The sequence below is a fragment of the Mesorhizobium sp. M1A.F.Ca.IN.022.06.1.1 genome (assembly GCF_003952605.1).
Taxonomy (GTDB): Bacteria; Pseudomonadota; Alphaproteobacteria; order Rhizobiales; family Rhizobiaceae; genus Mesorhizobium.
Genome location: NZ_CP034455.1, coordinates 5,173,744 through 5,197,385, shown reverse-complemented (window position 1 = coordinate 5,197,385; position 23,642 = coordinate 5,173,744). Strand labels below are relative to the sequence as shown.

General features: G+C 63.2%; 17 protein-coding genes and 1 pseudogene. 15 read left to right on the top strand and 3 right to left on the bottom strand.

All coding sequences use genetic code 11. The features are described from left to right. Nucleotides 1-62: 62 nt before the first annotated feature. The 10 genes and pseudogenes from EJ078_RS24770 to EJ078_RS24725 all read left to right on the top strand — a co-directional run bounded on the left by EJ078_RS24770 (nt 63) and on the right by EJ078_RS24725 (nt 13,204). Nucleotides 63-1,097 (top strand): amino acid ABC transporter substrate-binding protein, encoded by a 1,035-nt coding sequence (locus EJ078_RS24770; RefSeq protein ID WP_095802280.1) that lies wholly within the window; start codon nt 63-65, stop codon nt 1,095-1,097. A gap of 77 nt (nt 1,098-1,174) precedes the next feature. After that, nucleotides 1,175-2,341, top strand: a complete 1,167-nt coding sequence (locus tag EJ078_RS24765) for an ABC transporter permease subunit (RefSeq protein ID WP_245458943.1) — start codon at nt 1,175-1,177, stop codon at nt 2,339-2,341. Nucleotides 2,342-2,344: 3 nt separating this feature from the next. Beyond that, complete coding sequence (locus EJ078_RS24760; RefSeq protein ID WP_208720900.1) at nt 2,345-3,427, top strand: amino acid ABC transporter permease; 1,083 nt, start codon at nt 2,345-2,347, stop codon at nt 3,425-3,427. A gap of 130 nt (nt 3,428-3,557) precedes the next feature. After that, nucleotides 3,558-4,232, top strand: a pseudogene (locus EJ078_RS24755) (amino acid ABC transporter ATP-binding protein); the annotation flags it as partial. Between the two features lie 53 nt (nt 4,233-4,285). Beyond that, entirely contained in the window at nt 4,286-5,689 is a 1,404-nt protein-coding gene (locus EJ078_RS24750) for an FAD-binding oxidoreductase (protein WP_127217444.1), read from the top strand. 120 nt (nt 5,690-5,809) lie between these two features. Next, entirely contained in the window at nt 5,810-7,480 is a 1,671-nt protein-coding gene (locus EJ078_RS24745) for a thiamine pyrophosphate-binding protein (protein ID WP_127403158.1), read from the top strand. Continuing rightward, nucleotides 7,477-9,573: a hydantoinase/oxoprolinase family protein gene (locus EJ078_RS24740; protein WP_127213730.1), complete on the top strand. Its 2,097-nt coding sequence runs from the start codon at nt 7,477-7,479 to the stop codon at nt 9,571-9,573. Before EJ078_RS24745 ends, EJ078_RS24740 begins: the two co-directional genes overlap by 4 nt. Next, nucleotides 9,570-11,189 (top strand): hydantoinase B/oxoprolinase family protein, encoded by a 1,620-nt coding sequence (locus tag EJ078_RS24735; RefSeq protein ID WP_127213731.1) that lies wholly within the window; start codon nt 9,570-9,572, stop codon nt 11,187-11,189. Before EJ078_RS24740 ends, EJ078_RS24735 begins: the two co-directional genes overlap by 4 nt. Continuing rightward, nucleotides 11,186-12,388, top strand: a complete 1,203-nt coding sequence (locus tag EJ078_RS24730; RefSeq protein WP_127213732.1) for a pyridoxal phosphate-dependent aminotransferase — start codon at nt 11,186-11,188, stop codon at nt 12,386-12,388. The genes EJ078_RS24735 and EJ078_RS24730 overlap by 4 nt, the downstream gene beginning before the upstream one ends. A gap of 3 nt (nt 12,389-12,391) precedes the next feature. Further along, on the top strand, nt 12,392-13,204 hold the full coding sequence (locus EJ078_RS24725) for an NAD(P)-dependent oxidoreductase (RefSeq protein WP_095802273.1): 813 nt from the start codon (nt 12,392-12,394) through the stop codon (nt 13,202-13,204). Between the two features lie 78 nt (nt 13,205-13,282). Here EJ078_RS24725 and EJ078_RS24720 read toward each other — a convergent pair whose 3' ends face one another. Further along, on the bottom strand, nt 13,283-14,659 hold the full coding sequence (locus EJ078_RS24720) for an aspartate aminotransferase family protein (RefSeq protein ID WP_208720898.1): 1,377 nt from the start codon (nt 14,657-14,659) through the stop codon (nt 13,283-13,285). Between the two features lie 263 nt (nt 14,660-14,922). Here EJ078_RS24720 and EJ078_RS24715 point away from each other — a divergent pair, with 263 nt between their 5' ends. From EJ078_RS24715 to EJ078_RS24705, 3 genes are all read left to right on the top strand, one after another. Then, complete coding sequence (locus EJ078_RS24715; protein WP_127213734.1) at nt 14,923-16,041, top strand: NAD(P)/FAD-dependent oxidoreductase; 1,119 nt, start codon at nt 14,923-14,925, stop codon at nt 16,039-16,041. A 173-nt stretch (nt 16,042-16,214) separates the two neighbouring features. After that, a complete protein-coding gene (locus EJ078_RS24710) occupies nt 16,215-17,003 on the top strand; it encodes an enoyl-CoA hydratase-related protein (protein ID WP_127213735.1) in 789 nt (262 codons plus the stop codon). A 1-nt stretch (nt 17,004) separates the two neighbouring features. Then, a complete protein-coding gene (locus EJ078_RS24705) occupies nt 17,005-18,540 on the top strand; it encodes a 3-hydroxyacyl-CoA dehydrogenase (RefSeq protein WP_259979823.1) in 1,536 nt (511 codons plus the stop codon). Nucleotides 18,541-18,626: 86 nt separating this feature from the next. Here EJ078_RS24705 and EJ078_RS24700 read toward each other — a convergent pair whose 3' ends face one another. After that, complete coding sequence (locus EJ078_RS24700) at nt 18,627-19,241, bottom strand: Crp/Fnr family transcriptional regulator (RefSeq protein WP_067328760.1); 615 nt, start codon at nt 19,239-19,241, stop codon at nt 18,627-18,629. A gap of 574 nt (nt 19,242-19,815) precedes the next feature. After that, the gene (locus EJ078_RS24695) at nt 19,816-20,373 is read right to left on the bottom strand and encodes a hypothetical protein (protein WP_127213737.1); all 558 of its coding nucleotides are present in this window, start codon (nt 20,371-20,373) and stop codon (nt 19,816-19,818) included. A 438-nt stretch (nt 20,374-20,811) separates the two neighbouring features. On the opposite strand from EJ078_RS24695, the gene EJ078_RS24690 reads away from it, so the two are divergent. Then, nucleotides 20,812-22,875, top strand: a complete 2,064-nt coding sequence (locus tag EJ078_RS24690; RefSeq protein WP_245458939.1) for a polysaccharide biosynthesis tyrosine autokinase — start codon at nt 20,812-20,814, stop codon at nt 22,873-22,875. Nucleotides 22,876-22,896: 21 nt separating this feature from the next. Next, nucleotides 22,897-23,460, top strand: a complete 564-nt coding sequence (locus tag EJ078_RS24685; RefSeq protein WP_095802267.1) for a transcription termination/antitermination NusG family protein — start codon at nt 22,897-22,899, stop codon at nt 23,458-23,460. Nucleotides 23,461-23,642: the final 182 nt, after the last annotated feature.

The following is a 23,642-nucleotide window of genomic DNA, read 5'->3' as shown; positions in this document are numbered from 1 at the left end:
AGCGCGTGTTTCGGGCCTCCAACAACAAGAACAAGTGAACCTCAACAGTGGAGACAACAAACATGAAAATGATGAAATGGGGGGCCGCAGCCATGGCCCTTGGCCTGGTTCATTTTGCGGCGCCTGCCGAGGCGGCGGGCGGCAAGACGCTGGAAACGGTGAAGGCGCGCGGCTTGCTCAACTGCACGGGCCATGACGGCTCCTATCTCGGCTTCGCCGAGGTAGACGACAAGGGCAACTGGAAGGGCATGGACATCGACCTCTGCAAGGCGGTGGCGACCGCCGTGTTCGGCGACCCGGCCAAGCTGAAGATCGTCCCGATCAGCTGGGCGCAGCGCTGGCCGTCGCTGCAGTCGGGGGACGTCGACATCATCATCAAGGCGTCGGGCGGCACGCTCAGCCGAGATACCGAGCTCGGCCTGCAATTCTCGATGTCCTATTACCTCGGAACGACCAAGGTGATGGCGCATAAGGAGCTCAATCTGAAGTCGCTCAAGGACGCCGATGGCGGCTCGATCTGCATCCCCGCGGGGACGACCATCGAGCAGCAGGTCGCGGCCTATGCGCAGAAGGTCGGGATCAAGCTGGAGCCTGTCGTCATCGAAAAGACGGAAGAGCTCGAGCAAGCATACTTTTCGGGGCGCTGCGACATGTATGCCCAGTGGGGGCCAGTTCTCGCAATCGCGCGTGTCGCCAAGGGCAAGGTCGACGACCACGTGATCCTGCCCGACGTGCTCGCCGTCGAACCCGAGGTCATGATCGTGCGGCAAGGCGACGACAACTGGGTCGACGTCGCCAACTGGACGCTCTCCGCCCTGCTCTTCGCCGAGCAGGAAGGCATCACGTCCAAAAATGTCGATGAGATCAAGGCCAAGCCCACGTCGCCGGCAGTCGCCAAGTTCCTCGGTGCCGCGCCAGGCATGGGCAAGGGTCTCGGATTTCCTGACGACTGGGCCTACAACGTGATCAAGAAGGTCGGCAATTATGGCGAGATATTCGATCGCGATCTCGGCAAGGAGTCGCCCTACAAGATGGATCGCGAGCTGACCAACCTCTGGAACAATGGCGGCGTCCTGTTCCCGCTGGTGATCGACTGACTCCACCTCTTAACGCAGCTCGCTCTGAGCTCCGCCTGGCACCGCCAGGCGGAGCCGGCGACAATTCGGGGACGACCATGATGGTCAGCCTGCTAAGAAATCAGAGGGTCCGCAATACGCTTTTACAGGTTCTTTATGTCGGCTCGCTTGCTGCGATGATCCTTGCCTGCGTGATGATTGCCCGGCGGAACCTGGCGCAGCAAGGCATCACCTCCGGCTTCGACTTCCTGTTCAAGTCGACGGGCTGGGATGTCAACTTCTCGCTGCTGCCCGCCACCGCCAACGACCCCTACTGGTGGTTCTTCCTCATCGGCGTCATCAACACGCTATTCCTGGGATGCACCGGGCTGATCCTGGCGGCGATCGTCGGCACCATCGTCGGCCTGGCGCGGACTTCCTCGAACGAACTGGCGCGGCTGCTTGGCCGCACCTATGTCGACATCTTCCGCAACATCCCGCTGATCCTCCAGGTCTTCTTCTGGTACGCCGTCATCACGCATCTGCCGACGCCACGCGCCGCGCACGAGGCCTTCGGTATGCTGCTGACCAGCCGCGGCCTCTATGTGCCGGTCCCCAATGTCGGCGGCGTCGCGTTTGCGGCAGCTTTCCTTGCTGTAATCGCCGCGATCGCGCTGCCGGTTTGGCTGGGCCGGACCACGCGCCTCAGCCAACCGCCCGGCGAGCGGCTCGGCATTCAACTGACCGCGGCCGCGACGGCACTGGCCAGCGCAGTCATTGTCCTTGCGCTAGGTCGCCTGCCGGACCTGCCGCTGCTCGACTTCCCTGCCCTGCAAGGTCTCAATCTCAAGGGTGGCCTGCGCATCCCTCCCGAATTTTCCGCTTTGGCCATCGCGATCGCCATCTATGGCGGCTCCTATATCGCCGAAATCGTGCGTGGCGGCTTCAAGGCCGTCGGGAAGGGCCAGATGGAGGCCGCACTTTCGCTGGGGCTGAGCCCCTGGCGCGTGTTCACGCTGGTGCGGCTGCCGCTGGCGCTGCGTGCCATGCTGCCGATCCTCGCGAACCAATATGTCTGGCTGATGAAGGCGACGACCATGGGCATTGCGGTGGGCTTCACCGACTTCTTCATGATCGTGGCGCTGACCATCAACCACTCCGGCCAGACGCTGGAAGCGATCGGTATCCTGATGGCAGGGTTCCTGGCGATCAATCTCAGCCTGGCCGCCGTGTTCAACCGCATCAACAAAACCATTGCCCTCAAGGGCAATCAGTTGAGGGGGTGAGTGATGGAGATGGTAATTGTCGCTCCCCCTGCCCCTGGCAAGCTCGAAGACGTGAGGCGCCGTTTCTTCGCCACGCCGCTGCAGGCGCTGTTGTCGCTGATATCCCTGACGATCGTGGCTTTTGTCCTCTGGAAGCTGCTGAACTGGGCGGTGTTCTCAGCGGTGTTCACCCCCAGCGGCGGGCCCGAGGCCTGCCAGGCGGCGGCAGGAGCCTGCTGGTCGGTCATTGCCGCCAGGTGGCGCATCATCCTTTTCGGCCTCTATCCCTTCGAGGAGCAATGGCGCTCGGCCTTGGCCTGTGTGGCCGTCGTGGTCATGACAGTGCTGAGCTGCATTCCGGCCTTTTGGACCGGCAGCCGCATCGCGCTCGTCTGGGGCGCCGGATCGGCGCTCTACTATGTGCTGATGAAAGGCGGCGTGTTCGGCCTTCCCTATGTCGGCGAGGAAGCCTGGGGCGGGCTGGCGCTCACCCTTTTCATCTTCGTCACCACCTGCCTGATCGGCTTCCCGCTGGCGATCTGCCTGGCTCTCTTGCGCCGCTCGGAGCTGCCCTGGATATCCAGGACCACGGGCCTGATCATCGACGGAGTGCGCTCGCTGCCGCTGATCTCTATTCTCTTCACCTTTGCCGTCGTGCTGCCCTTCGCGCTGCCGCAATGGATGGCAGGCGACAAGCTGTATAGGGTCATTCTCGGCTCGGCCCTGTTCTTCTCGGCCTATCAGGCCGAGATCGTGCGCGGCGGCATGCAGGGCGTTCCGAAGGGGCAGGAGGAAGCCGCCATGGCGCTCGGCATGAGCTACTGGCAGCGCATCGGCCGCATCCTCCTGCCGCAGGCCATGCGCAACGCGCTGCCGGCGACGATCAACCAGTTCGTCATCTCGTTCAAGGAAACCTCGCTGGTGGTTATCGTCGGTTTCTTCGAGATCCTCGCTTCCGGCAATGCCGCCTACGGCACCGGCGAATGGCGCTTCGCCTATATCGAGGTCTATGCCTTCATTGCGCTGATCTATTTCGTCTTCGTCTTCAGCCTGTCCCGCTACGGTGCTTACCTCGAGCGCCGCATGTCGGTGGCGAACGAACGGTAGGGAGGCGCGCAAAGTGAATTCGACGCAGTCATCCGGCGCCGCGTTCATATCGAGAACCTCGACAAATACTGCGCTCTTTCCAGCGCTACGGCATGCCCGATCGAATACTGCGGCTCTTCCAAGCGCTACGGAACATAACCTTTGCGTGAAGCGCGGAGAAAAGATCGTCGTCTGCGGCCCCTCGGGCTCCGGCAAGTCGACCATGATCCGCTGCATCAACCGGCTCGAGCAGCACAATGGCGGGCGCATCACCGTGCTCGGCACCGAGCTCAACGACGATGTCGCCAACATTGACGGGATCAGGCGCGAAGTCGGCATGGTGTTCCAGCACTTCAACCTGTTCCCGCACATGACCGTGCTGGAGAACTGCATGATCGCACCGATGATCGTGCGCAAGCGACCGCGCGCCGAGGCCGAGGCGACCGCCCGGCGCTATCTGGAGAAGGTCCGCATTCCCGAGCAGGCGACGAAGTTTCCCGGACAGCTCTCCGGCGGCCAGCAGCAGCGGGTGGCGATTGCGCGCGCGCTTTGCATGCAGCCGCAGCTCATGCTGTTCGACGAGCCGACGTCGGCGCTCGACCCGGAAATGATCGCCGAAGTGCTGGACGTCATGGTGACCCTTGCTTCGGACGGCATGACGATGATCTGTGTCACGCACGAGATGGGCTTCGCGCGCCGCGTCGCCGACCGCGTCATTTTCATGGACAGCGGCGAAATCGTCGAGGAGGCGCCGCCGGAGCAGTTCTTCACCTCTTGCCGGAACGAGCGCACCCGGCAATTCCTGTCGCAGGTGCTGGGTCATTGAGCCAGGCGCCGCTGCTGTCTATACGCGGCGTGCCACACATCGCAGGTATCGCAATGACCGACCCCGTGACCGCTTTGCGCGAGATTCTCGGACCGAAAGGCTGGCTTTCGGGCACCGACGCCAAGCCTTATCAGCGCGACTGGCTGAACCGCTATGGCGTCGCGCCTTTGGGCGTTGCCAGGCCCGCAAACACGGCCGAAGTTGCGGCAGTCGTCAAGGCATGCCGGATGGCGGGCTTGGCCGTGATTCCGCAAGGCGGAAACACCGGCCTATGCGGCGGCGCCGTCGCCGATCGGGCGAGCGCGGTGATCGTCTCGCTTTCGCGCATGACGGCAATAGGCGAACCGGATCTGGAGAGCGGGTCGATAGCGGTTGACGCGGGCGTTGTGCTCGCCGCGTTGCACGACGTGCTGGAGCCGCATGGCCTGATGTTCCCGATGCATCTCGGCGCCGAAGGCAGCGCCAGGATCGGCGGCCTGATCGGCACCAATGCCGGCGGCAGCCAGGCGTTTCGCTATGGCATGATGCAGGACCTTGTGCTCGGCCTCGAAATCGTGACCCCGGACGGCGCGATGTGGGACGGCCTTCGCGCGGTGCAGAAGGACAATGCCGGCTATCAGCTGCGCAAGCTGTTCTGCGGGGCCGAAGGCACGCTCGGCATCGTCACGCGCGCTGTCCTCAGGCTCTATCCCACCCCAAAACAACAGGCGAGCGCGCTTCTGGTAATGTCCGACTTCGCCGCGGCCGTTTCCTTCGGCACCTATCTGCGCGGCGAGGCCGGCGAGTTCCTTGCCGGGCTCGAATTCTTCTCCGATGTCGGCCTGACGCTGGCGCTCAAAAATCTGCCTGATCTCGCCTACCAGCTGGAAACACGAGGCGACGTCTACCTGCTCGTCGAACTGGCGTCAGGTTCGGCGCGCGTTCCGCTGGACGAGATCCTCGATTCGGCACTGGAATGGGGTATGGAGGAAGGTCTGGTCGTGGATGGCGCGCTGGCCAATTCGGGCGCGCAGCGGGCGCAATTCTGGCGGCTGCGCGAGGAACAACCCGAGGGGCAGCGGCTGGAAGGCGAACAGTTGAAGCACGACATCTCGGTGCCGCCCGGCGCCATCGCCCGCTTCATCGAGACCGGCGCCGGGATTTGCGACGACATCCTGCCCGGCGTGCGGATCAACCCGTTCGGGCATCTCGGCGACGGCAACATCCACTACAATCTGTCACCGCCGGAAGGCCGCGCCGATTTCGACGGCAAGGCGGGACAATTTGCCGAGGCGCTGGCTGCGCTCGCTACCGAGATGGGGGGCAGCTTCGCGGCGGAACATGGGCTTGGGCGCGCCAAGATCGCCATGGCCGAGCGGAATCGCAGCTCCGTGGAGCGGGAGCTCATGGCGCGGCTGAAGGGCGCGTTCGACCCGCAGGGCACGATGAATCCCGGCGTCCTGGTTCGGATTGCATAATAAAGAAAAACTTTCGAATGGATCGCATTTCTTGATTTCGCGCCGGCCCGCCAGAGTGCAGGTATAAGTTCGAAGGGCAAGCTTCGTCTGCTTGCCACCAGCGTAAGAGGATGCCGAAGCATGGTCCGCAATGGCGGTCGCCTTCTTGTCGAGTGCCTGATCTCGCTTGGCGCGACCAAGAGCTTCGGCGTTCCCGGCGAAAGCTATCTCGCCGTTCTCGACGCGCTGCACGACACGCGTGGAAAGCTGGACTACGTGCTCTGCCGCAATGAGGGCGGTGCGGCTTTCATGGCTTCCGCCTACGGCAAGCTGACGGGCACGCCGGGCATCTGCTTTGTGACGCGCGGCCCGGGCGTGACGAATGCCAGCATCGGCGTGCACACCGCCATGCAGGACAGTTCGCCGATGATCCTCTTCGTCGGCCAGGTCGGCACCGACATGAAAGGCCGCGAAGCCTTCCAGGAGATAGACTACCGGGCGGTGTACGGAACCGTCGCAAAATGGGCGGTCGAGATCGATGACGTCGATCGCCTTCCCGAAATCGTGGCGCGGGCCTGGACCACCGCTTTGACCGGGCGGCCCGGCCCCGTAGTGGTCGCGCTGCCGGAAGACATGCTGACGGCCATGACCGGAGCCGCGCCGCTCGGCGGACCGGCGTCTGTCTTCGAAGCGGCGCCGGCACAGGAGGCAATTGCGTCGGCATTGAAGATGCTTGCCGCCGCCGAAAATCCGGTGCTGCTGATGGGCGGCACCAACTGGACGGCTGACGGACGCGCGGCGCTTCAGGCTTTCGCTGAGGCCTCCGATATCCCGGTCGTGACAGCCTTCCGGTATCAGGACCAGTTCGACAACCATTCGCCGGTGTTTGTCGGCGAGGCCGGCGTCGGGATGGTGCCGCATGTGAAAAACCTGATCCGCGATGCGGACGTGATCCTCGCCGTCAATGTCCGCTTCGGCGAGATGACGACCGACGGCTACACCCTGCTCGAAGTTCCCGTACCGCGCCAGAAGCTGATCCACGTGCACGGCTCCGATCGCGAGATTGGCAAGATCTATGTGCCCACGATCGGTATCCATGCCGGTCCGAACGCCTTCGCCAAGGCGCTCACCCCGATCAAGGGTTCTTGGGCCGACTGGCGCACGACGGCACGCAAGGCCTATGAAGGCACGTTCGCTGCGCCCGTGCAGCCCGGCCCGGTCGACATGGTCGCCGTCAGCACCTGGCTGCGCGAGAATCTCCCGGCCGACGTCATCCTTGCCAACGGCGCCGGCAATTTCACCGTGTGGCCGAACAAGTTCTTCAAGTTTGGACCGCAAGCGCGCCTGCTTGCGCCGCAATCCGGCGCCATGGGCTATGGCCTGCCGGCCGCGATCGCGGCCAAGGTCGCATACCCGCAACGCACCGTGGTCTGCTTTGCCGGTGACGGCGATTTCCAGATGAACTGCCAGGAACTCGGAACCGCCATGCAGGCCGGCGCGCAACCGATCGTGCTGATCGTCAACAATGGCATCTACGGCACCATCCGTGCCCATCAGGAGCGCAACTATCCGGCTCGCGTCTCCGGAACCTCGCTCGAGAATCCCGACTTCGTGGCGCTGGCGAAGGCCTATGGCTTTCACGCCGAGCGGGTCGAATCCACGGGGGATTTCGCGGCGGCGTTCGAGCGGGCGCTTAGCTCGACGACCGGCGCCGTCCTCGACATCGCCATCTCGCCCGAAGCGATAACGCCCCGGCAGACCCTCTCTCAGATGCGCGACGCCGCGCTCGCTTCCCAGAAGGCCAAGTCATGACCTCCAGAACTGACGACATCCGTCTCGGCGCGGACATCGGCGGCACCTTCACCGACATCGCCCTTGATGTCCGAGGGACGATGTTTTCGACCAAGGTGCTGACCAACTATGCGGCTCCCGAGCAGGCGATCCTCGACGGCATCGCCATCGTCATTCGCGACGCCGGCATTTCAGCGGCCGAAATCGGCATCATCATCCACGGCACGACGCTCGCAACCAATGCACTTATCGAGCGCCGCGGCGCCAAGACCGCTTTGGTCACGACGGAAGGGTTCCGCGACGTGATCGAGATGCGCACGGAAAACCGCTTCGAGCAGTATGATCTGAACCTGCAACTGCCGACGCCGCTGATCCCGCGCGAGGATCGCTTCACCGTCAAGGGCCGCATCGGCGCGGAAGGCCAAGAGCTGCAGCCGCTCGACGAAGCCGCTCTGGAAGACATCGCCGACCGCATTGCGGCGGGTGGTTTCGGCTCGGTGGCGATCGGCTTCATCCATGCCTATGCCAACCCCGACCACGAGCGCCGGGCGCGCGAGATCCTCGCCAGAAAACTCGGCATCCCGATCTCGATCAGCGCCGAAGTCTCGCCGCAGATGCGTGAGTTCGAACGCTTCAACACGGTCTGCGCCAACGCCTATGTGCGGCCGCAGATGGCCGACTATCTCGCCCGCCTGCAGACGCGCCTGAAGGACATGGGCGCCGATTGCCCCGTCTTCATGATCCATTCCGGCGGCGGCCTGATCTCGGTGGGGACCGCTTCGGAATTTCCGGTCCGGCTGGTCGAATCCGGCCCGGCGGGCGGCGCGATCTTCGCCGCAGACATCGCCAGGCGCTTTGGTCTTGAGAAGGTCGTCTCCTACGACATGGGCGGAACCACCGCCAAAATCTGCCTGATCGAGGACTATGCGCCGCGCACGGCGAGAACCTTCGAAGTGGCGCGCACCTACCGCTTCTCGAAGGGCTCGGGCATGCCGATCTCCATCCCGGTTATCGAGATGATCGAGATCGGCGCCGGCGGCGGTTCCATCGCCTGGGTCGACGCCATGGGCCGTATCCAGACCGGGCCGGAGAGTGCCGGCTCGGAGCCGGGGCCGGCCTGCTACGGGCGCGGCGGCAAGCGTCCGGCGATCACGGATGCCGATCTCGTGCTCGGCAAGCTCGACCCCGACAATTTCGCCGGCGGGGCGATCAAGCTGGACAGCACTGCGTCCGAGCAGGCGATTCTGCGCGATGTCGGCGAGCGGCTGTCGCTCGATGCCATGTCGACGGCCTTCGGCATCTGCGAGGTAGTGGACGAGAACATGGCCAATGCTGCCCGCGTCCATGCGGTCGAGAACGGCAAGAACATATCCGACAATCTGATGATTGCCTTCGGCGGCGCCGCCCCGCTTCACGCGGCGAGACTGTGCGAAAAGCTCGGCATCGACCAGTGCATCGTTCCGTGCGGCGCCGGCGTCGGCTCGGCGATCGGCTTCCTCAAGGCGCCGTTCGGCTACGAGGCGCTGGCCTCGAAGCTGACGCGCCTGTCGCGGTTCCAGCCTGCCGAAGTGAATGCCCTGCTCGCCGATCTCAAGGCCTCCGCCGAGGGTTTTGTGCGCGGCGGCGCCAGCGGCAGGATCGTCTGCGAAATCACCGCCTTCATGCGCTATGCCGGCCAGGGCTGGGAAATCCCCGTGCCGGTGGCAGACGAGCCGTTCGGAGACGATGCCGTTGCAGAACTCAAGGCGTTGTTCGAGGAGAATTACCAGCGCTTCTTCGGCCGCGCCATCGAGGGGCTCGACGGACTGGAAATCGAGATCGTCACCTGGTCGGTCAAGGCGACGGATGTTCGTCCCGCCGTCGCCAGGCACGAACTCACAACTGGCAAGACAACGAGCGAACTCAAAACGACCCGCGAGGTGTTCGATCCGGTCAGCGGCGCGCCGCGCAGCTACGGCATCGTCGAGCGCGACTCGCTCCGCCCCGGCGATCGGATCGCGGGCCCCGCGGTCATCGTCGAGCGCGAAACTTCCACCGTCGTCACCACCAGCTTCGACGCCGTCATCCAGAGCGACGGCGCGATCCTACTGATCCGCAAAGGCAGCCAGGCATGAGCGATATTGGCGAAATCCGCATGCAGGTCATGTGGAACCGGTTGATCTCGGTGGTCGAGGAGCAGGCGCTCACACTCCTGCGCACCGCCTTCTCGACTTCGGTGCGCGAATCCGGCGACCTGTCGGCTGGCGTGTTCGACCCGCGCGGCCAGATGCTTGCGCAGGCAGTCACCGGCACGCCGGGCCACGTCAACACCATGGCCGAGGCGGTGCTGCATTTCATGCACGAAATCCCGCGTGACCAGATGTTCGAAGGCGACACCTACGTCACCAACGATCCCTGGCAGGGCACCGGCCACCTGCACGACATCACCATGGTGTCCCCGTCCTTCCTCAACGGCGAGCTCGTCGCCTTCTTCGCCTGCACGGCGCATGTCGTCGATGTCGGCGGGCGCGGCTTCGGCGCCGACGGCAAGTCGGTCTACGAGGAAGGCATCCAGATCCCGATCATGAAGTTCGCGGAAAAGGGCAAGGTCAATCTCGATCTGGTCAGGATCCTGCGCGCCAATGTCCGCGAGCCCAACCAGGTGGTCGGCGATTTCTATTCGCTCGCTGCCTGCAACGAGGTCGGACACCGGCGCCTCGTCGACATGATGAAGGAGATCGGCCTGACCTCGCTGGATGGGTTAGGCGATTTCATCTTCTCCCGCACCCGCGACGCCATGCTGGAACGCATCGAGGCGCTGCCCAAGGGAAGCTGGTCGAACGAGCTGGTGACCGACGGCTACGACGAGCCGGTGAAACTCGCGGCCACGGTGTCGGTCCGCGAGGACCATGTCGAGGTCGACTTCACCGGCACCGACCCGATGAGCCGCTGGGGCATCAACTGCCCGATCATCTACAGCAAGGCCTATGCCTGCTATGCGCTGAAATGCATGGTGGCGCCCGACATCCCGAACAATGCCGCCTCGCTCGCCTTCTTCACCGTGTCGTCGCCGGTCAACATCCTGAATGCCGTGCGGCCGGCCCCGGTGGCGTTGAGGCACATCTTCGGCCACATGGTGCCCGATCTGGTACTTGGCGCGTTCTCCAAGGCGTTGCCCGGAAAGATCCTCGCCGAAGGCGCCGGCGCGCTGTGGAACATCCACATTTCGGCGCGGCCCGTCGCCGGCGCGTCCGGCCGCCGCGCCGAAGTGCTGATGTTCAACTCCGGCGGCATGGGCGCGCGGCCTGAGCTCGACGGCTTGTCGGCGACGGCCTTCCCGTCCGGTGTCCATACGATGCCGATCGAGGCGACGGAGCATACCGGTCCGATCGTGATCTGGCGCAAGGAGCTGCGGCCGAATTCCGGCGGCGACGGCGAGTTCCGCGGCGGCCTGGGTCAGATCATCGAGATCGCCGCGACCGACGGCCACGAGTTCGACTTCTCCGCCATGTTCGACCGCGTGAACCATCCCCCGCGCGGACGCAATGGCGGCGAGCCCGGCGTCGCCGGCGTGGTCAAGCTCGACGACGGCACAAAGATGCGCCCCAAGGGCTGGCAGCACGTGCCCGCCGGGCGGCGGCTGATCCTCGAACTGCCGGGCGGCGGCGGCTATGGCGATCCGGCCAAGCGCAGCGCCGCCGCGCGGGCCAAAGACCGATCCAAGGGTTACATCTCGGAGAACGACCAATGAGTTACATTGCCTCGCGCCTCTCGTCGGTGAAGCCTTCGGCTTCCATGGCGGCTTCGCAGGCCGCCAAGGCGCTGCGCGCCAAGGGTGTGGACGTGATCGACCTCGGGTTGGGCGAACCCGATTTCCCGACCCCGCTTCACATCATCGATGCCGCGCATTTTGCCGCCAAGGCCGGACAGACGCTCTACACCGCTGCCGCTGGCACCATCGAAGTGCGCGAAGCCGTGGCCGGCAAGTTCCGCCGTGAGAACGGGCTGGACTACACGGCCGACGACATCGTCGTCGCCAACGGCGCCAAGCAGATCATCTTCAACGCCCTGATGGCGACGCTGGAGCCAGGCGACGAGGCGATCCTGCCGGCGCCCTATTTCGTCTCCTATCCCGAAATGGTGAAGCTGCTCGGCGGCACGCCCGTCGTCGTCGAATGCCCGGAGACCACAGGTTTCCGGCTGACGCCGGCGCTGCTGGAAAAGGCAATCACGTCAAGGACAAAGTGGCTTTTCCTCAACATGCCCGGCAACCCGTCTGGCGCGGTCTATTCCGCGTCCGATCTCAAGGCGCTGGGCGCGGTCCTGGCAAAACACCCGCAGGTGCTGGTCCTTTCCGACGAGATCTACGAGCACATCCTCTTCGACGGACGCGAATTCGTCTCCTTCGGCAAGGCCTGCCCCGAGCTCAAGGACCGCACCCTGATCGTCAACGGCGTCTCGAAGTCCTACGCCATGACCGGCTGGCGCGTCGGCTACGCAGCCGGCCCCGCGCCACTCATCAAGGCGATGTCGACGATCCAGAGCCAGTCCTGCACCTCGGTGTGCTCGATCGCACAAGCCGCGACCGTCGCCGCCCTCAACGGGCCGCAGGATGAAGTCGCGCGCTTCCGGCAGGCCTTCGAGGCGCGCCGCAACCTGGTAGTGGACGGCATCAGGAAGATAAACGGACTGACGTTGTCGCCGCCCGAAGGCGCCTTCTACGCCTATATCGGCTGCGCCAGCCTGATCGGCCGCAAGACGCCCAAGGGCCTCGTCCTGGAGGATGACGCGGCCGTGGCCAACTATCTTCTCAACGAAGGACGCGTGGCGTCGGTGCCGGGTGTCGCCTATGGACTGTCACCCTATTTCCGCATCTCGACGGCGACCGGCGAAGGGGTGCTGGCCGAGGCGATCTCGCGGATCAATGCCGCCGTCGCGCAAGTGGAGTAAACGATGCCGCACTACGAACGTATATTGATCACCGGCGCCGCTGGCCGGCTCGGCTCGCAATTGCGCAAGGGACTGGTGCCGCTGGCAAGCAAGATCCGCCTGGCGGGCCGCGGGCCGTTCAGCGATCTTGCGCCTCATGAAGAAGAAGCCGTCTTCGATCTTGCCGACATGGAGGCGACCATCGCGGCCACCAAGGACTGCGATGCGATCGTGCATTTCGGCGGCGCGCCGCTCGAATGCGAGTGGCAGACCATCCTCGATTCCAGCATTCGCGGCTCCTACCACATCTATGAAGGCGCCCGGAAACACGGCGTGAAGCGCGTCGTCTACGCCTCCTCGGTACATGCCATCGGCTATCACGAAATCGAGGCGCATATCGGCGTCGACGCGCCGGTGCGCCCGGACAGTCTTTATGGCGTGTCGAAAAATTTCGTCGAAAGCCTCAGCCGGCTTTATTGGGACAAGTTCGGCATCGAGACGGTGTGCCTGCGCATCTTCTCGTCGTTCCCCGAGCCGGCCGACCGGCGCATGCTGTGGTCGTATCTTTCCTTCGCCGACTGCGTGCGCCTGGTCGAGGCATCGCTGACAGCGCCGCGCGTCGGCCACACCATCTCGTTCGGCCTATCCAACAACAAGCTGAAGATGGTCGACAACAGCGGCGCCGATCATCTCGGATTTATCCCGCAGGACAGCGCCGAGCCGTTCCGGGCCGCCGTCGAGGCGAAGACGCCAATTCCCGACCCAAGGAGGCCGTCGGTGAAATATCTCGGTGGCTGGTTCTGCGAACTCGGTCATCCGGACGACAAGCCCGAATAACCATGCCTCGCAAGCAGGTCAGTTCGGAAATGCCGATCTGACCGAGCCGACACGGGCGCTGCCATAGTGATCGATGGGTCAGTCCCGTGGCCGCACCTGCGGCAGCGCGGCCTCGAGCGACCGTTCGAACGCGTCGACCAAAGCGTCGACCTGAGCCTCGGTAATGATCAGCGGCGGACAGAAAGCGATCGCATCGCCCATGTTGCGCGAGATCACGCCGTTGTGCTGCATGAACCCATTGACCAGCGCACCGAGAGCCGCAGGCTTGCCCCATGGCGCCTTGCTCGCCTTGTCGGCGACCAGCTCGACGGCGGCGATCAGGCCGACGCCACGCACCTCGCCCACCAGTGGATGGGAACCGAGCTTGCGCAGCCTGGCCTGCAAATGCGCGCCGACCGTGCGCGCATTGCCGACAAGGTCGCGCTCCTCGATCAGCTTGAGGTTTTCCAGCGCGACGGCCGCGGCGACAGGATGACCGCCGCCGGTGAAGCCGTGGCCGAAGGTGCCGATGCGATCGCTCTCGTCGGCGATCGGTTCGAAAACCTTGTCGTTGATCAGCAGCGCCGAGATCGGCAGGTAGGACGACGAGATCTGCTTGGACAACACCATGATGTCGGGCTTGATGCCGAAGGTCTGCGAACCGAACATCTCGCCGGTGCGGCCGAAGCCGCAGATGACCTCGTCGGCCACTAAAAGAATGTCGTATTTCGACAGCACCGCCTGGATTTTTCCCCAATAGCCGGCGGGCGGAACGACCACGCCGCCGGCGCCCATGATCGGCTCGCCGATAAAGGCGGCGATGGTTTCCGACCCCTCTGCGAGGATCAGCTTTTCCAGGTCGTCGGCCAGACGGCTGGAAAACTGCTCCTCGCTTTCGCCGGGCTCGGCATCGCGCCAGTGGTGCGGCGTCGAGGTGTGCAGGATATTGGCGATCGGCAGGTCGAAGGACAGATGATTGTTCGGCAGCCCGGTCAGGCTTGCGGACGCGATGGTGACGCCATGATAGCCGCGCTTGCGGCTGATGATCTTCTTGCGCGTCGGCTGGCCGAGCGCGTTCGACCGGTACCAGATCATCTTGATCGCCGTGTCGTTAGCCTCGGAGCCCGAATTGGTGAAGTAGGCCTTGCTCATCGGCACCGGTGCCATCTGCACCAGCTTCTCGGCCAGATCGATCAGCGGCGAATGCGCCTTCGAGCCGAAATCGTGGTAGAAGGGCAGCTTCGACATCTGCCGCGTGGCCGCCTCGACCAGTCGCTTTTCCGAGAAGCCGACGGCAACGCTCCACAGGCCGGCCATCGCCTCGATATAGCGGTTGCCGGCAATGTCCTCGACATAGACGCCGTCGCCCTTTTCGATGACCAGCGGTCCCGTTTCCTGATGCTTGCGGGCATTGGTGTAGGCGTGCATGTGGTAGCGGATGTCGCGGGCTTCAGGGGAATTCGGTCTGGCGTCCATGATGGCTCCTGTCTGCGAGTGTAGGACCATCTCGCTGGTCGAGAAGTCCGAAATTTGCCCTCGTGTCTGAGCTGTGATGCATCATCGCGGGTTCAAGCCGCAAGAGCCGCCCTGTCACGATCGATAGCGCCATGGGAACCTGGCGCATGGTCGGTCTCGGAAGCGGCGGCGGGCACATCATTGCCCGACAGCAATGGACAACAGCCAGATGATCCTTGAGAAAGGGCTGTGAGGCGCCGCTCGCGCAACCGAATGGACTGGGCATGGAACGGGTTGACTGCGTGATTGCCGGTGCCGGCGTGGTCGGCCTCGCAATCGCGCGCGGCCTTGCCGCGCAAGGTTTCGACACGCTGATCGTCGAAGCGGCGGATGCCATCGGCACCGAGACGAGCTCGCGCAATTCGGAAGTCATCCATGCCGGCATCTATTATCCGCAAGGCTCGCTCAAGGCGCGGCTCTGCGTGGCCGGACGCGAGAAGCTCTATCGCTACTGCGCCGAGCGCTCGATCCCGCACCGGCGTTGCGGCAAGCTGATCGTCGCGACCGATGATGCGCAGGAGCCGGTGCTTGCCAAAATTCGAGCCAATGCCGCGGCCTGCGGTGTCGATGACCTGCGTTTCCTCTCCGCCGCCGAGGCTCACAAGCTTGAGCCGGCGCTGCATTGCACCGCTGCGCTGCTTTCGCCCTCGACTGGCATCATCGACAGCCACGCGCTGATGCTCGCCCTGCTCGGCGAAGCCGAGGGAGGCGGTGCGCTGCTGTCGCTCAACACCCGCATCGTGTCGGGCCGGATCGAAGCCGACCGCATCGTTCTCCAGACAACCAGCACGGGAAGCGGCGAAGATTTCGAGATCGCCACATCGCGGCTCGTGAACGCGGCGGGGCTCGGCGCTGTCGCGCTTGCCGGCTCGATCACAGGATTCGATCGCCGGTTCCTGCCCGGGCTTCGCTACGCCAAAGGCAACTATTTTTCAGTGGCGACGCGAGCGCCCTTTTCGCACCTCATCTATCCCGTGCCGGAGCCCGGCGGGCTCGGCGTCCATCTGACGCTCGACCTCGGTGGCACGGCGCGCTTTGGGCCTGACGTCGAATGGACCGATGCGCTCGATTACCGCGTCGACCCCGCACGCGGCACCCGCTTCTATGCTGAAATCCGCAAATACTGGCCGGAACTGGCCGACGGCAGCCTGCAGCCGGCCTATAGCGGTATCAGGCCAAAGCTTTCCGGTCCCGGCGAAGCCAACAGCGATTTCGTCATCCAGGATACCGGGACGCATGGCATCGCGGGCCTGGTCAATCTATTTGGCATCGAAAGCCCTGGGCTGACCTCGAGCCTGGCCATCGCCGAGCATGTGACGCGCATTTTGCTGGAGCATCGCTAATGGATAGAACTCATCGGAGCTCGAGCGAAAGCATGACGCTGAGAAGCCGCCTCAGGCCTGCGGACCGCCCTGATCGCACCGGTCGCAGCAAACAATATCCTTGCGGGCCTCGCGGGCGCTGACCATAATTCGGGTATGAAATTAAGTTTCCCTGTTAGATTCCGCAGCACGAAATGAGTTCCGCGAAAGAATCCCTTGTTGTCGTCGAGAGCCGCCCTGTCGAGAATGTGGGGCTGGTCGAAATCAATCGTCCCGAAGTGCGCAACGCGCTCAACCTCGAAGTGCGGCAGAAGCTGGCCGCCGCCGTGGCAAGCTTTTCCGAGGACACGGAAATCCGTTCGATCGTTATTGCTGGGCGCGGCGGCAACTTCGCTGCAGGAGCCGACATAAAAGCGTTTGAAAAGCTCGGCTCGGCCGACATGCTTCTGCAGCGCACCCACCGCTACTGGGACGCGATCGCCAGGTGCCCGAAGCCGGTCATTGCCGCGGTCGAAGGCTTCGCGCTGGGCGGCGGGTGCGAGCTTGCCATGCACGCCGACATCATCGTCGCCGCACGGACAGCCACTTTTGGTCAGCCTGAAGTCAAGCTCGGCTTGATGCCGGGCGCCGGCGGCACCCAGCGCCTGCTCAGGGCAATCGGCAAATACAAGACGCTGATGCTCCTTCTCACCGGCGACATGTTTTCGGCCGAGGATGCCGAGCGTGCCGGCTTGGTCAGCACCCTGACGGATGAGGGCCAGGCCTTGCAGCATGCGCTGCAAATCGCTGAGAGGATCGGCCGTCTTCCGCCGCTGGCCGTCGAGCAGATCAAGGAGGCGGTCGTCAACGGCGAAGACGCTCCGTTGGAAACCGCCTTGAGGCTGGAACGCAAAGCCTTCCAGCTGCTTTTCGATACCGCGGACAAACAGGAGGGCATTGCCGCCTTCCTGGAGAAGCGCGGACCCTCGTTCAAGGGGCGCTGACTTGGCAGGCGCGGGAGGGGAGCCCACCAGTCGGATCGGGAAAGCCGGTGTCGTAGGCGCCGGGGTGATGGGTTCCGGCATAGCGGAGGTCCTGGCGGCGGCAGGCATCGATGTGATGATGGTCGATGATGCCCCCGGAAAGGCGGCGGCGGCCATCGAGCAAATCGCGTCGCGTCAGCGCGCCAGGGCAGCCGCCGGCAAAGTCAGCTCGGAGGTAGTCGAGAAGCTGCTCGCCCATATCGAACCTGCCGAAACACTTGGGCGACTGGCAGGCGCCGATCTGGTGGTGGAAGCTATTGTCGAACGTCTCGAGCCCAAACGTCAGCTCATCGAGGCGCTGGAGACAATCGTCAGGCCGGACGCCATCATCGCGACCAACACCTCTTCGCTGTCCGTCACGGCGATCGCTTCCGCGGCCAAGCGACCTGAGCGGATTGCCGGCTACCATTTCTTCAATCCCGTGCCCGTGATGAAACTGGTCGAGGTCGTCTCAGGAGCTCACACGGCGCCTGAGGTGGAGCACACGCTGGTCGAGCTTGCGGCCCGCTTCGGCCACCGGCCCGTCGTCGCCAGCGACACGCCCGGCTTTATCGTCAATCACGCCGGCCGCGCCTTCGGCACCGAGGCCCTGGCCATGCTGCGGGAGGGCGTGGCCTCGATCGCCGAGATCGATGCGATCCTGCGCGACGCCGCCGGCTTCAGGATGGGCCCCTTCGAATTGATGGACCTCACCGGGCTCGATGTCTCCCACCCGGTGATGGAGGGTGTCTACAACCAGTTCTATCAGGATCCGCGTTACCGCCCTTCCGTCATCGCGGCGCAGCGTGTGGCTGCGGGCCTGCTCGGGCGCAAGACCGGACGCGGCTTCTATGCCTACGACGGCAGCCGGCAAGCCGTTCCGCCCGCATCGACACAGCCGGCGGAGACCGCCGGGATTCCGGATCGCGTCACCGTTCTGGCCGACAATGACACCGGCGAAATGCAAAAACTGGTCGCGTCGGCCGGCGCCACTGTTTGCGGTCTCCAGGATCAGGCGCTAGGGCGGGACGGCCTCATCCTCGTAGGGTTGGAGGGGCACGATGTCGCCGGCGCCGCGATGCGGCTTGGCCTCTCATCTTCACTATGCGTCGGGTTCGATCCCTATTTCGGCATGGACCGTCACGTCACGCTCGTCGCGTCGGCGGCGACATCCGATACGGCCAGGAGCGCCGCCCTCGCGCTTGCCAAAAGCGCCGGCCGCAAGGCGACCCTGGTGAGCGATAGTTGCGGCGCGGTCTGCCAGCGCGTGGTCGCGATGATCGTCAATATCGGCAGCGAGATCGTCGAGCAAAAGATTGCATCGGCGGCGGATGTGGACGCCGCCGTACGGCTGGGGCTCGGCTATCCCCACGGACCTCTGGAGTGGGGCAACAAGCTCGGCCCTGCCCGCATTCTGCGCATCCTGGATACGATCCATGACCGCACCCGGGATCCTCGCTACCGCGCAAGTCTTTGGCTGCGACGGCGCGCCGAATTGGGGCTTGCGCTGGAAGAATAGGCTGCCGGAAGGAGACGATTTGGCCCTAACGGTTTGGGCAGTTCAGTACTTCCGCGCGCTGAACTGCCCGTGCCAGGCGCCTTGCATCAGCTCGAAATGTAGGACCGATCAAATCCGGCTGTTTTGATCAGTCCCGGAAGATCGTGCAACTCGACGACCCCGTAACGGAATGAGGCCAGGGCGGTCTGTCGCAACGTTTTCAACACGCGACTCACATGCACAGCCGAAAGTCCCAATGCATCGGCCAGTTCGCCCTGGGTCAGCGGGCATTCAAAGCGGGCCGGATAGCTCGTTGCCGATCGATGTGAGCGGCAGGCCAGTTCGAGAAGGAAATGGGCCGTGCGCTCAACGGCACCCCTTCTGCTGACGCTTGCTAGGTGTTCCGCAACCCTTGAATATCGATCCGCCTCAGCCCGCAGGATTGCTTCGCAGATGGACTGCGGATAACGCGCAGAACATGTACGGACGGGGCCGGCCAGCTCGATCGCGATAACGTCCGAGAGGGCCGTCACCGTATCGCCCGCTTTTCCGGCGAACTCGATCACCGCAATTTCGCGAGGAAGCGCAAAATCGACGATGAGACGTGAGCCATTCGGCAATGTCTTCGCAAATGCCGCCCAGCCGGCGATCATAATCAGAATAGAGGATTTGGTGTGGTATTCGCCTGCAATAGTCGCGTTGGCCGCATAGGTGCGGCGCACGGCTCCTGGCAGTACAGAGATTCCCCTCTCCCAGCTTGCGTCAGCAAGCGTGGGTCCTTTCACCAATCCAACTTGCTTCGATAAGTTCATTTCCCCGAATCGCCCAAGCCCATGATCCACCCCCCGGGTCAACCTGAAGCTGCAACTATCGACTAGGCAAAAAGTTCCATCTGTCACCTCATCCGAATTGCAGCGCAGTCTACCACCTTTTGGTACAACCCTACACCCTTGGTATATTAAAGTCGCTCAGGCAGCACAGCTTTGGCTTGCAGCGCACGATGACTTCGGAACAACAGCTCGTGCCGCACCGATGCCAAGCAGCATGCCGCGGCGTGCCCGCATGCCGTCGAAATGCAGGCCCCACCGCACCGATCCCGCATACTGCGCCCGACAGTATCGCCTGGACCATCGCAAAGCCCCCGGCGAGAGGCCGGCAGGATCTCGTCGGAGCAAGGACATTACGCGCGACGCCGCGGATGCAGTGAAAAGTTGAACCGCGCTGCTGAGACTCGGTCCGGACAGGCTGCCCGAGAACCTGCCGCCGGAACACCGATCCTTGTCTTCGAACCTTTTGTCAGGGGCTCCCACCCGTCGATGAGGCAAAATCGCGCCCTGCCGATTGCGTTGACGCCGGAGCCGCGGATTCCGGTCGCGGACCGGGCGCTTGCAGCTCTTGCCAAGGCGGCCCTGGGATATATCGCGTCTCGCTTTCTGGATTGTCCGTCGCGCCGACCGCGACGGTTTGCACCATTGCTCCGGCTTCCGGCCTCCGGCGCGAACGCCTGACGCTGTAGGTCTGTCGCCGCTCCTCGGCGACTTCCAGGCCGTCTATTGCCGACGCGACCAATGCGAGGCGGTCCTCGATTTGCTTCATACGCCTCCAGGTGGAAAGCAAGGCCAATGAAACGAGGACGCAATAGGCGAGAAGGGCGGCGACCGCTCCCGCCCAATTCTCGATACCCAACAAAAGCAACATGACAGTGCCGATAATGACGGCAAGGGTCCCGTAGCCCAGCTGCCGGCCCTTAAGAAGAAGCATCAGCGGCAGGGTTGCCGCCAGCAGAAGAATGACCCCGGGACCGTCGAGCACCCAACCTGCAAAACTCGGAACGACTTCGCTATAAGTGTCCATGTCAACCTCAGAACTGCCGAGGCCGGCCGCTTCTCTCATCGTCAGGAGCATCCTTGACGATCGTAGCGTTGTAGTGGACCTCCCTGAAGGGCGAGAGGAAGGTGTCTCGGCGACTTCTTAAAGCTCGGAGAGGCATACGGGGTAGACCAGATCGACCTTTAGCCGAGTTACTACTCAATAATGGTAATGGCGGCGATGTCCGCGAAGCTGATATGTTTCTGCCTTACCGGTGACGCGATCGGTGAGTGGGCGCAGAAGAGCGATTTGGACATGTCGGCGGGACACCAACCCTTACGATTCATGCGTTTGAGAGCGCATAACGGCTAGCTGCCCGACCCATTTTGAAATGAACGCCATTCAGCCGACGCTGAAGGGCTGGGAGTTGTGCTGTCGATCGTGAGGATTCGGGAAATGGCCAGTCCAACTGATAATCCGAGGATGATTCGGGAATTCCTGCCCCTCGACGTCAGGGAAGTCTTCGATTTCTTTCTTCGTCGGTGGAAGCTGGTGTGCGGAATTGCCGTCATCACTTTCACACTGTTTATGGCTGCCGCATATACTCTTCCGACAACATACACCGGCGTCTCTCAGATATTGCTCGACGCTCCGATCGACTATATGACTCCACAGGATTACTCCAATTCCGATTTTTCTGACAATCCAACATTCATTGAAAGTCAGATCGCTGTCTTGAGGTCTGCGTCACTTCTTCAGCAGGTCGTCGACAGCCAAAAGCTGGCGGAAGACCCCAAGATAGGACCGGGAGCATTGATATGGCTCCAGAACGCGCTGGGAGTTTCGCGCGTCGGGCTTGGCAACGTCATTGAGCTTGATGTAGGCGCCTACGATCCGGAAAAAGCGGCATCGCTCGCGAACGCGATTGCCCAGGCCTATGTGGCAGATCGAATAAGGTCCCGTTACGAAGGGGTCCAGAAGGCCTCCTCGTGGCTCAGCGATCGGGCCGCCTATCTGCGAGCGGAGCTCAGCCGCTCGGAGCAAGCTGTCCAGAAGTTTCGGATCGATCACAATCTAGTAGCGACGCAGGCGGGCAGCTTGACTGACCAGCAACTGTCCGAGTTGAACGTCGCCCTAATCAATGCTCGCGCCGAGTTGTCCGAGAAACGTTCGCAATATCAGCAAGTTAGCAAGGTACAGGCTGCCGGAGGCGACATCCAGTCGATTCCGGACGTGCTGCAGTCGGTGGTGATTAACGCGCTCAGGGCTCAGCTCTCCGGAGTGACCCGGCGGGAAGCCGACCTCAAATTGAAGTATGGCGAGCGGCATCCCGAGGTCTTGTCCGCTCAGGCCGAGCGCCGCGACATCGAGGGACAGATCGCCGCCGAAGTCCAGCGCCTGATCGGCAATCTGAAGAACGAGGTCGACGCGGCCGAAGCTCGGGAGGCTTCTCTGGCTCGCGCCCTGGACTCGGTATCCAACCGCTCCGAAATCGAAGGTCAGGTTGGCGTCCAGTTACGCGATCTGGAGAGGATCGCGGCCGCGAACAAGGAACTCTTCGAGACGTTCCTGTCGCGCGCCAAGCTCACCGAGGAGAAATCCACCCTCCTCAACAGCGGCGTGCGTGTAATCACCGATGCCAGCGTTCCTGGCGCTCCGAGCTTCCCAAACAGGCCTCTTTTTGCGGCTTTGGGTGTGGTTTTCGGCATCTTCTTCGGGGGCGCCGGCGCCGTTCTGCGTGAACTCTTCGCTTCCGGCTTCATGGCAAAGAAGCAGATCGAGGAAGAATTGGCCGTTCCGGTTCTTGCGTCGATGCCAAGGATGTCAGGCTGGTCGAAAGACGTCCATGCTCAGCCTGTGGCCTATCTCGAGCGCAAACCGCTCTCCAGGTACAGCGAAGCGGTGCGGCGGCTTCGCCTCGGTATCCAGGCCACGCCGGAATTGGACCGTTCGCCGCGCCTGGTGCTCGTGACATCGGCGATGCCCGGCGAAGGCAAGACAACGCTGGCATTGAGCCTGGCTTGCTCGGCGGCTGCCGACGGCGAACGGGTTCTGGTCATCGACGCGGACTTGCGCCTTTCGGCCGCCACGGCCTTCTTCGGCATGGCTGACAAGGTCGGATTGGTCGATCTCCTGACCTTGCCGGTGAAGGCCGCAAACGCGATCCATCTGGACGAACGCTCGGGCATATCCATGCTGCCCGCAGGAGCAAGAACCCGCAACCCGCCTGCCCTTCTTGCTTCGGCGCGAATGCGCTCGCTGCTTGAGGAAGTTCGGGGCAAATTCGACACGGTGATCATTGACGCACCACCCGTCGGACCCGCGGCCGATGCCTCGATCCTGGCCAGGCATGTCGACAAGGTCGTCTTCGTCGTGAGGTGGCGGGAAACCTCGCGCGAGGCCGTTGCCGAAGGAATTCGACATCTTGGCGATCGGTCCAAGCTTGCCGGCATTGCCCTGACGATGGTGGACGAACCAAAGCTGCCCAGATACGGCCGTTACACGTCGCTCGAAAGCAGTGTCTCGGACAGTTACTACCTCAATTAGGGAAAGACACAGTATTGCGTCATGCTGCACACTAACTTCTGCAACAACGGTTTTCCTGACTCGGCGGACAAAAGTCACGGCGGCGAAGCTGCGCGCTGGTGCGTGGTCCAGACGCACCAGCATTCCGAGAGCCTTGCCGAGCGGCACCTGCTATCGCAGAACTTCCGGACCTATCTGCCCAAGCGCAGGCGAACCGTCCGGCACGCCCGCAGGGTCAGGACCGTCTCCAGCGCGTATTTCGACTGCTATCTGTTCGTCTCCCTGGCTGTCCATCAGCAGAGCTGGTACCCGATCAACTCGACCGTGGGCGTCCGAAAGCTCGTCATGAGCAAGGGCATGCCGGTACCGGCGCCTTATGGGGTGGTTGAATCCTTGATATCGGCAACCGATGAGGACGGGATTTTGCACCCGGACATCCTGTTGAGGCCGGGCCAGAAAATCAGGATCATAGACGGGCCATTTTCGGACCAGCTCGGGGTACTTGATCATGTCGGAAGCGCCGGAGCGGTCAGAATCCTTCTCGACATCATGAACCGGTCTACTCCTATCACTATTGATCGGGACAAGTTGTCGATAGTGTCTTGAAACTACCCGGTGAGTTTTTACTCACCGCTTTCGTTACACAGATGCCGAAATACTCGGCAGGGAGTGATGAGTTGGCACCCAATTCACCCTCGGTGCGGTAGCCTGCGAAGGTGATGTCAGAACCTGCGGGCCGGCACTGAGACGATTGGTCGTTCGACATCCCAGGAACACCAGCCCACCGA

Bases quoted from the DNA above. Each gene is read 5' to 3' on its own strand.
- EJ078_RS24770 (WP_095802280.1), top strand. From the start codon at position 63: ATGAAAATGATGAAATGGGGGGCCGCAGCCATGGCCCTTGGCCTGGTT.
- EJ078_RS24765 (WP_245458943.1), top strand. From the start codon at position 1,175: ATGATGGTCAGCCTGCTAAGAAATCAGAGGGTCCGCAATACGCTTTTA.
- EJ078_RS24760 (WP_208720900.1), top strand. From the start codon at position 2,345: ATGGAGATGGTAATTGTCGCTCCCCCTGCCCCTGGCAAGCTCGAAGAC.
- EJ078_RS24750 (WP_127217444.1), top strand. From the start codon at position 4,286: ATGACCGACCCCGTGACCGCTTTGCGCGAGATTCTCGGACCGAAAGGC.
- EJ078_RS24745 (WP_127403158.1), top strand. From the start codon at position 5,810: ATGGTCCGCAATGGCGGTCGCCTTCTTGTCGAGTGCCTGATCTCGCTT.
- EJ078_RS24740 (WP_127213730.1), top strand. From the start codon at position 7,477: ATGACCTCCAGAACTGACGACATCCGTCTCGGCGCGGACATCGGCGGC.
- EJ078_RS24735 (WP_127213731.1), top strand. From the start codon at position 9,570: ATGAGCGATATTGGCGAAATCCGCATGCAGGTCATGTGGAACCGGTTG.
- EJ078_RS24730 (WP_127213732.1), top strand. From the start codon at position 11,186: ATGAGTTACATTGCCTCGCGCCTCTCGTCGGTGAAGCCTTCGGCTTCC.
- EJ078_RS24725 (WP_095802273.1), top strand. From the start codon at position 12,392: ATGCCGCACTACGAACGTATATTGATCACCGGCGCCGCTGGCCGGCTC.
- EJ078_RS24720 (WP_208720898.1), bottom strand. From the start codon at position 14,659: ATGGACGCCAGACCGAATTCCCCTGAAGCCCGCGACATCCGCTACCAC.
- EJ078_RS24715 (WP_127213734.1), top strand. From the start codon at position 14,923: ATGGAACGGGTTGACTGCGTGATTGCCGGTGCCGGCGTGGTCGGCCTC.
- EJ078_RS24710 (WP_127213735.1), top strand. From the start codon at position 16,215: ATGAGTTCCGCGAAAGAATCCCTTGTTGTCGTCGAGAGCCGCCCTGTC.
- EJ078_RS24695 (WP_127213737.1), bottom strand. From the start codon at position 20,373: ATGGACACTTATAGCGAAGTCGTTCCGAGTTTTGCAGGTTGGGTGCTC.
- EJ078_RS24690 (WP_245458939.1), top strand. From the start codon at position 20,812: ATGATTCGGGAATTCCTGCCCCTCGACGTCAGGGAAGTCTTCGATTTC.
- EJ078_RS24685 (WP_095802267.1), top strand. From the start codon at position 22,897: ATGCTGCACACTAACTTCTGCAACAACGGTTTTCCTGACTCGGCGGAC.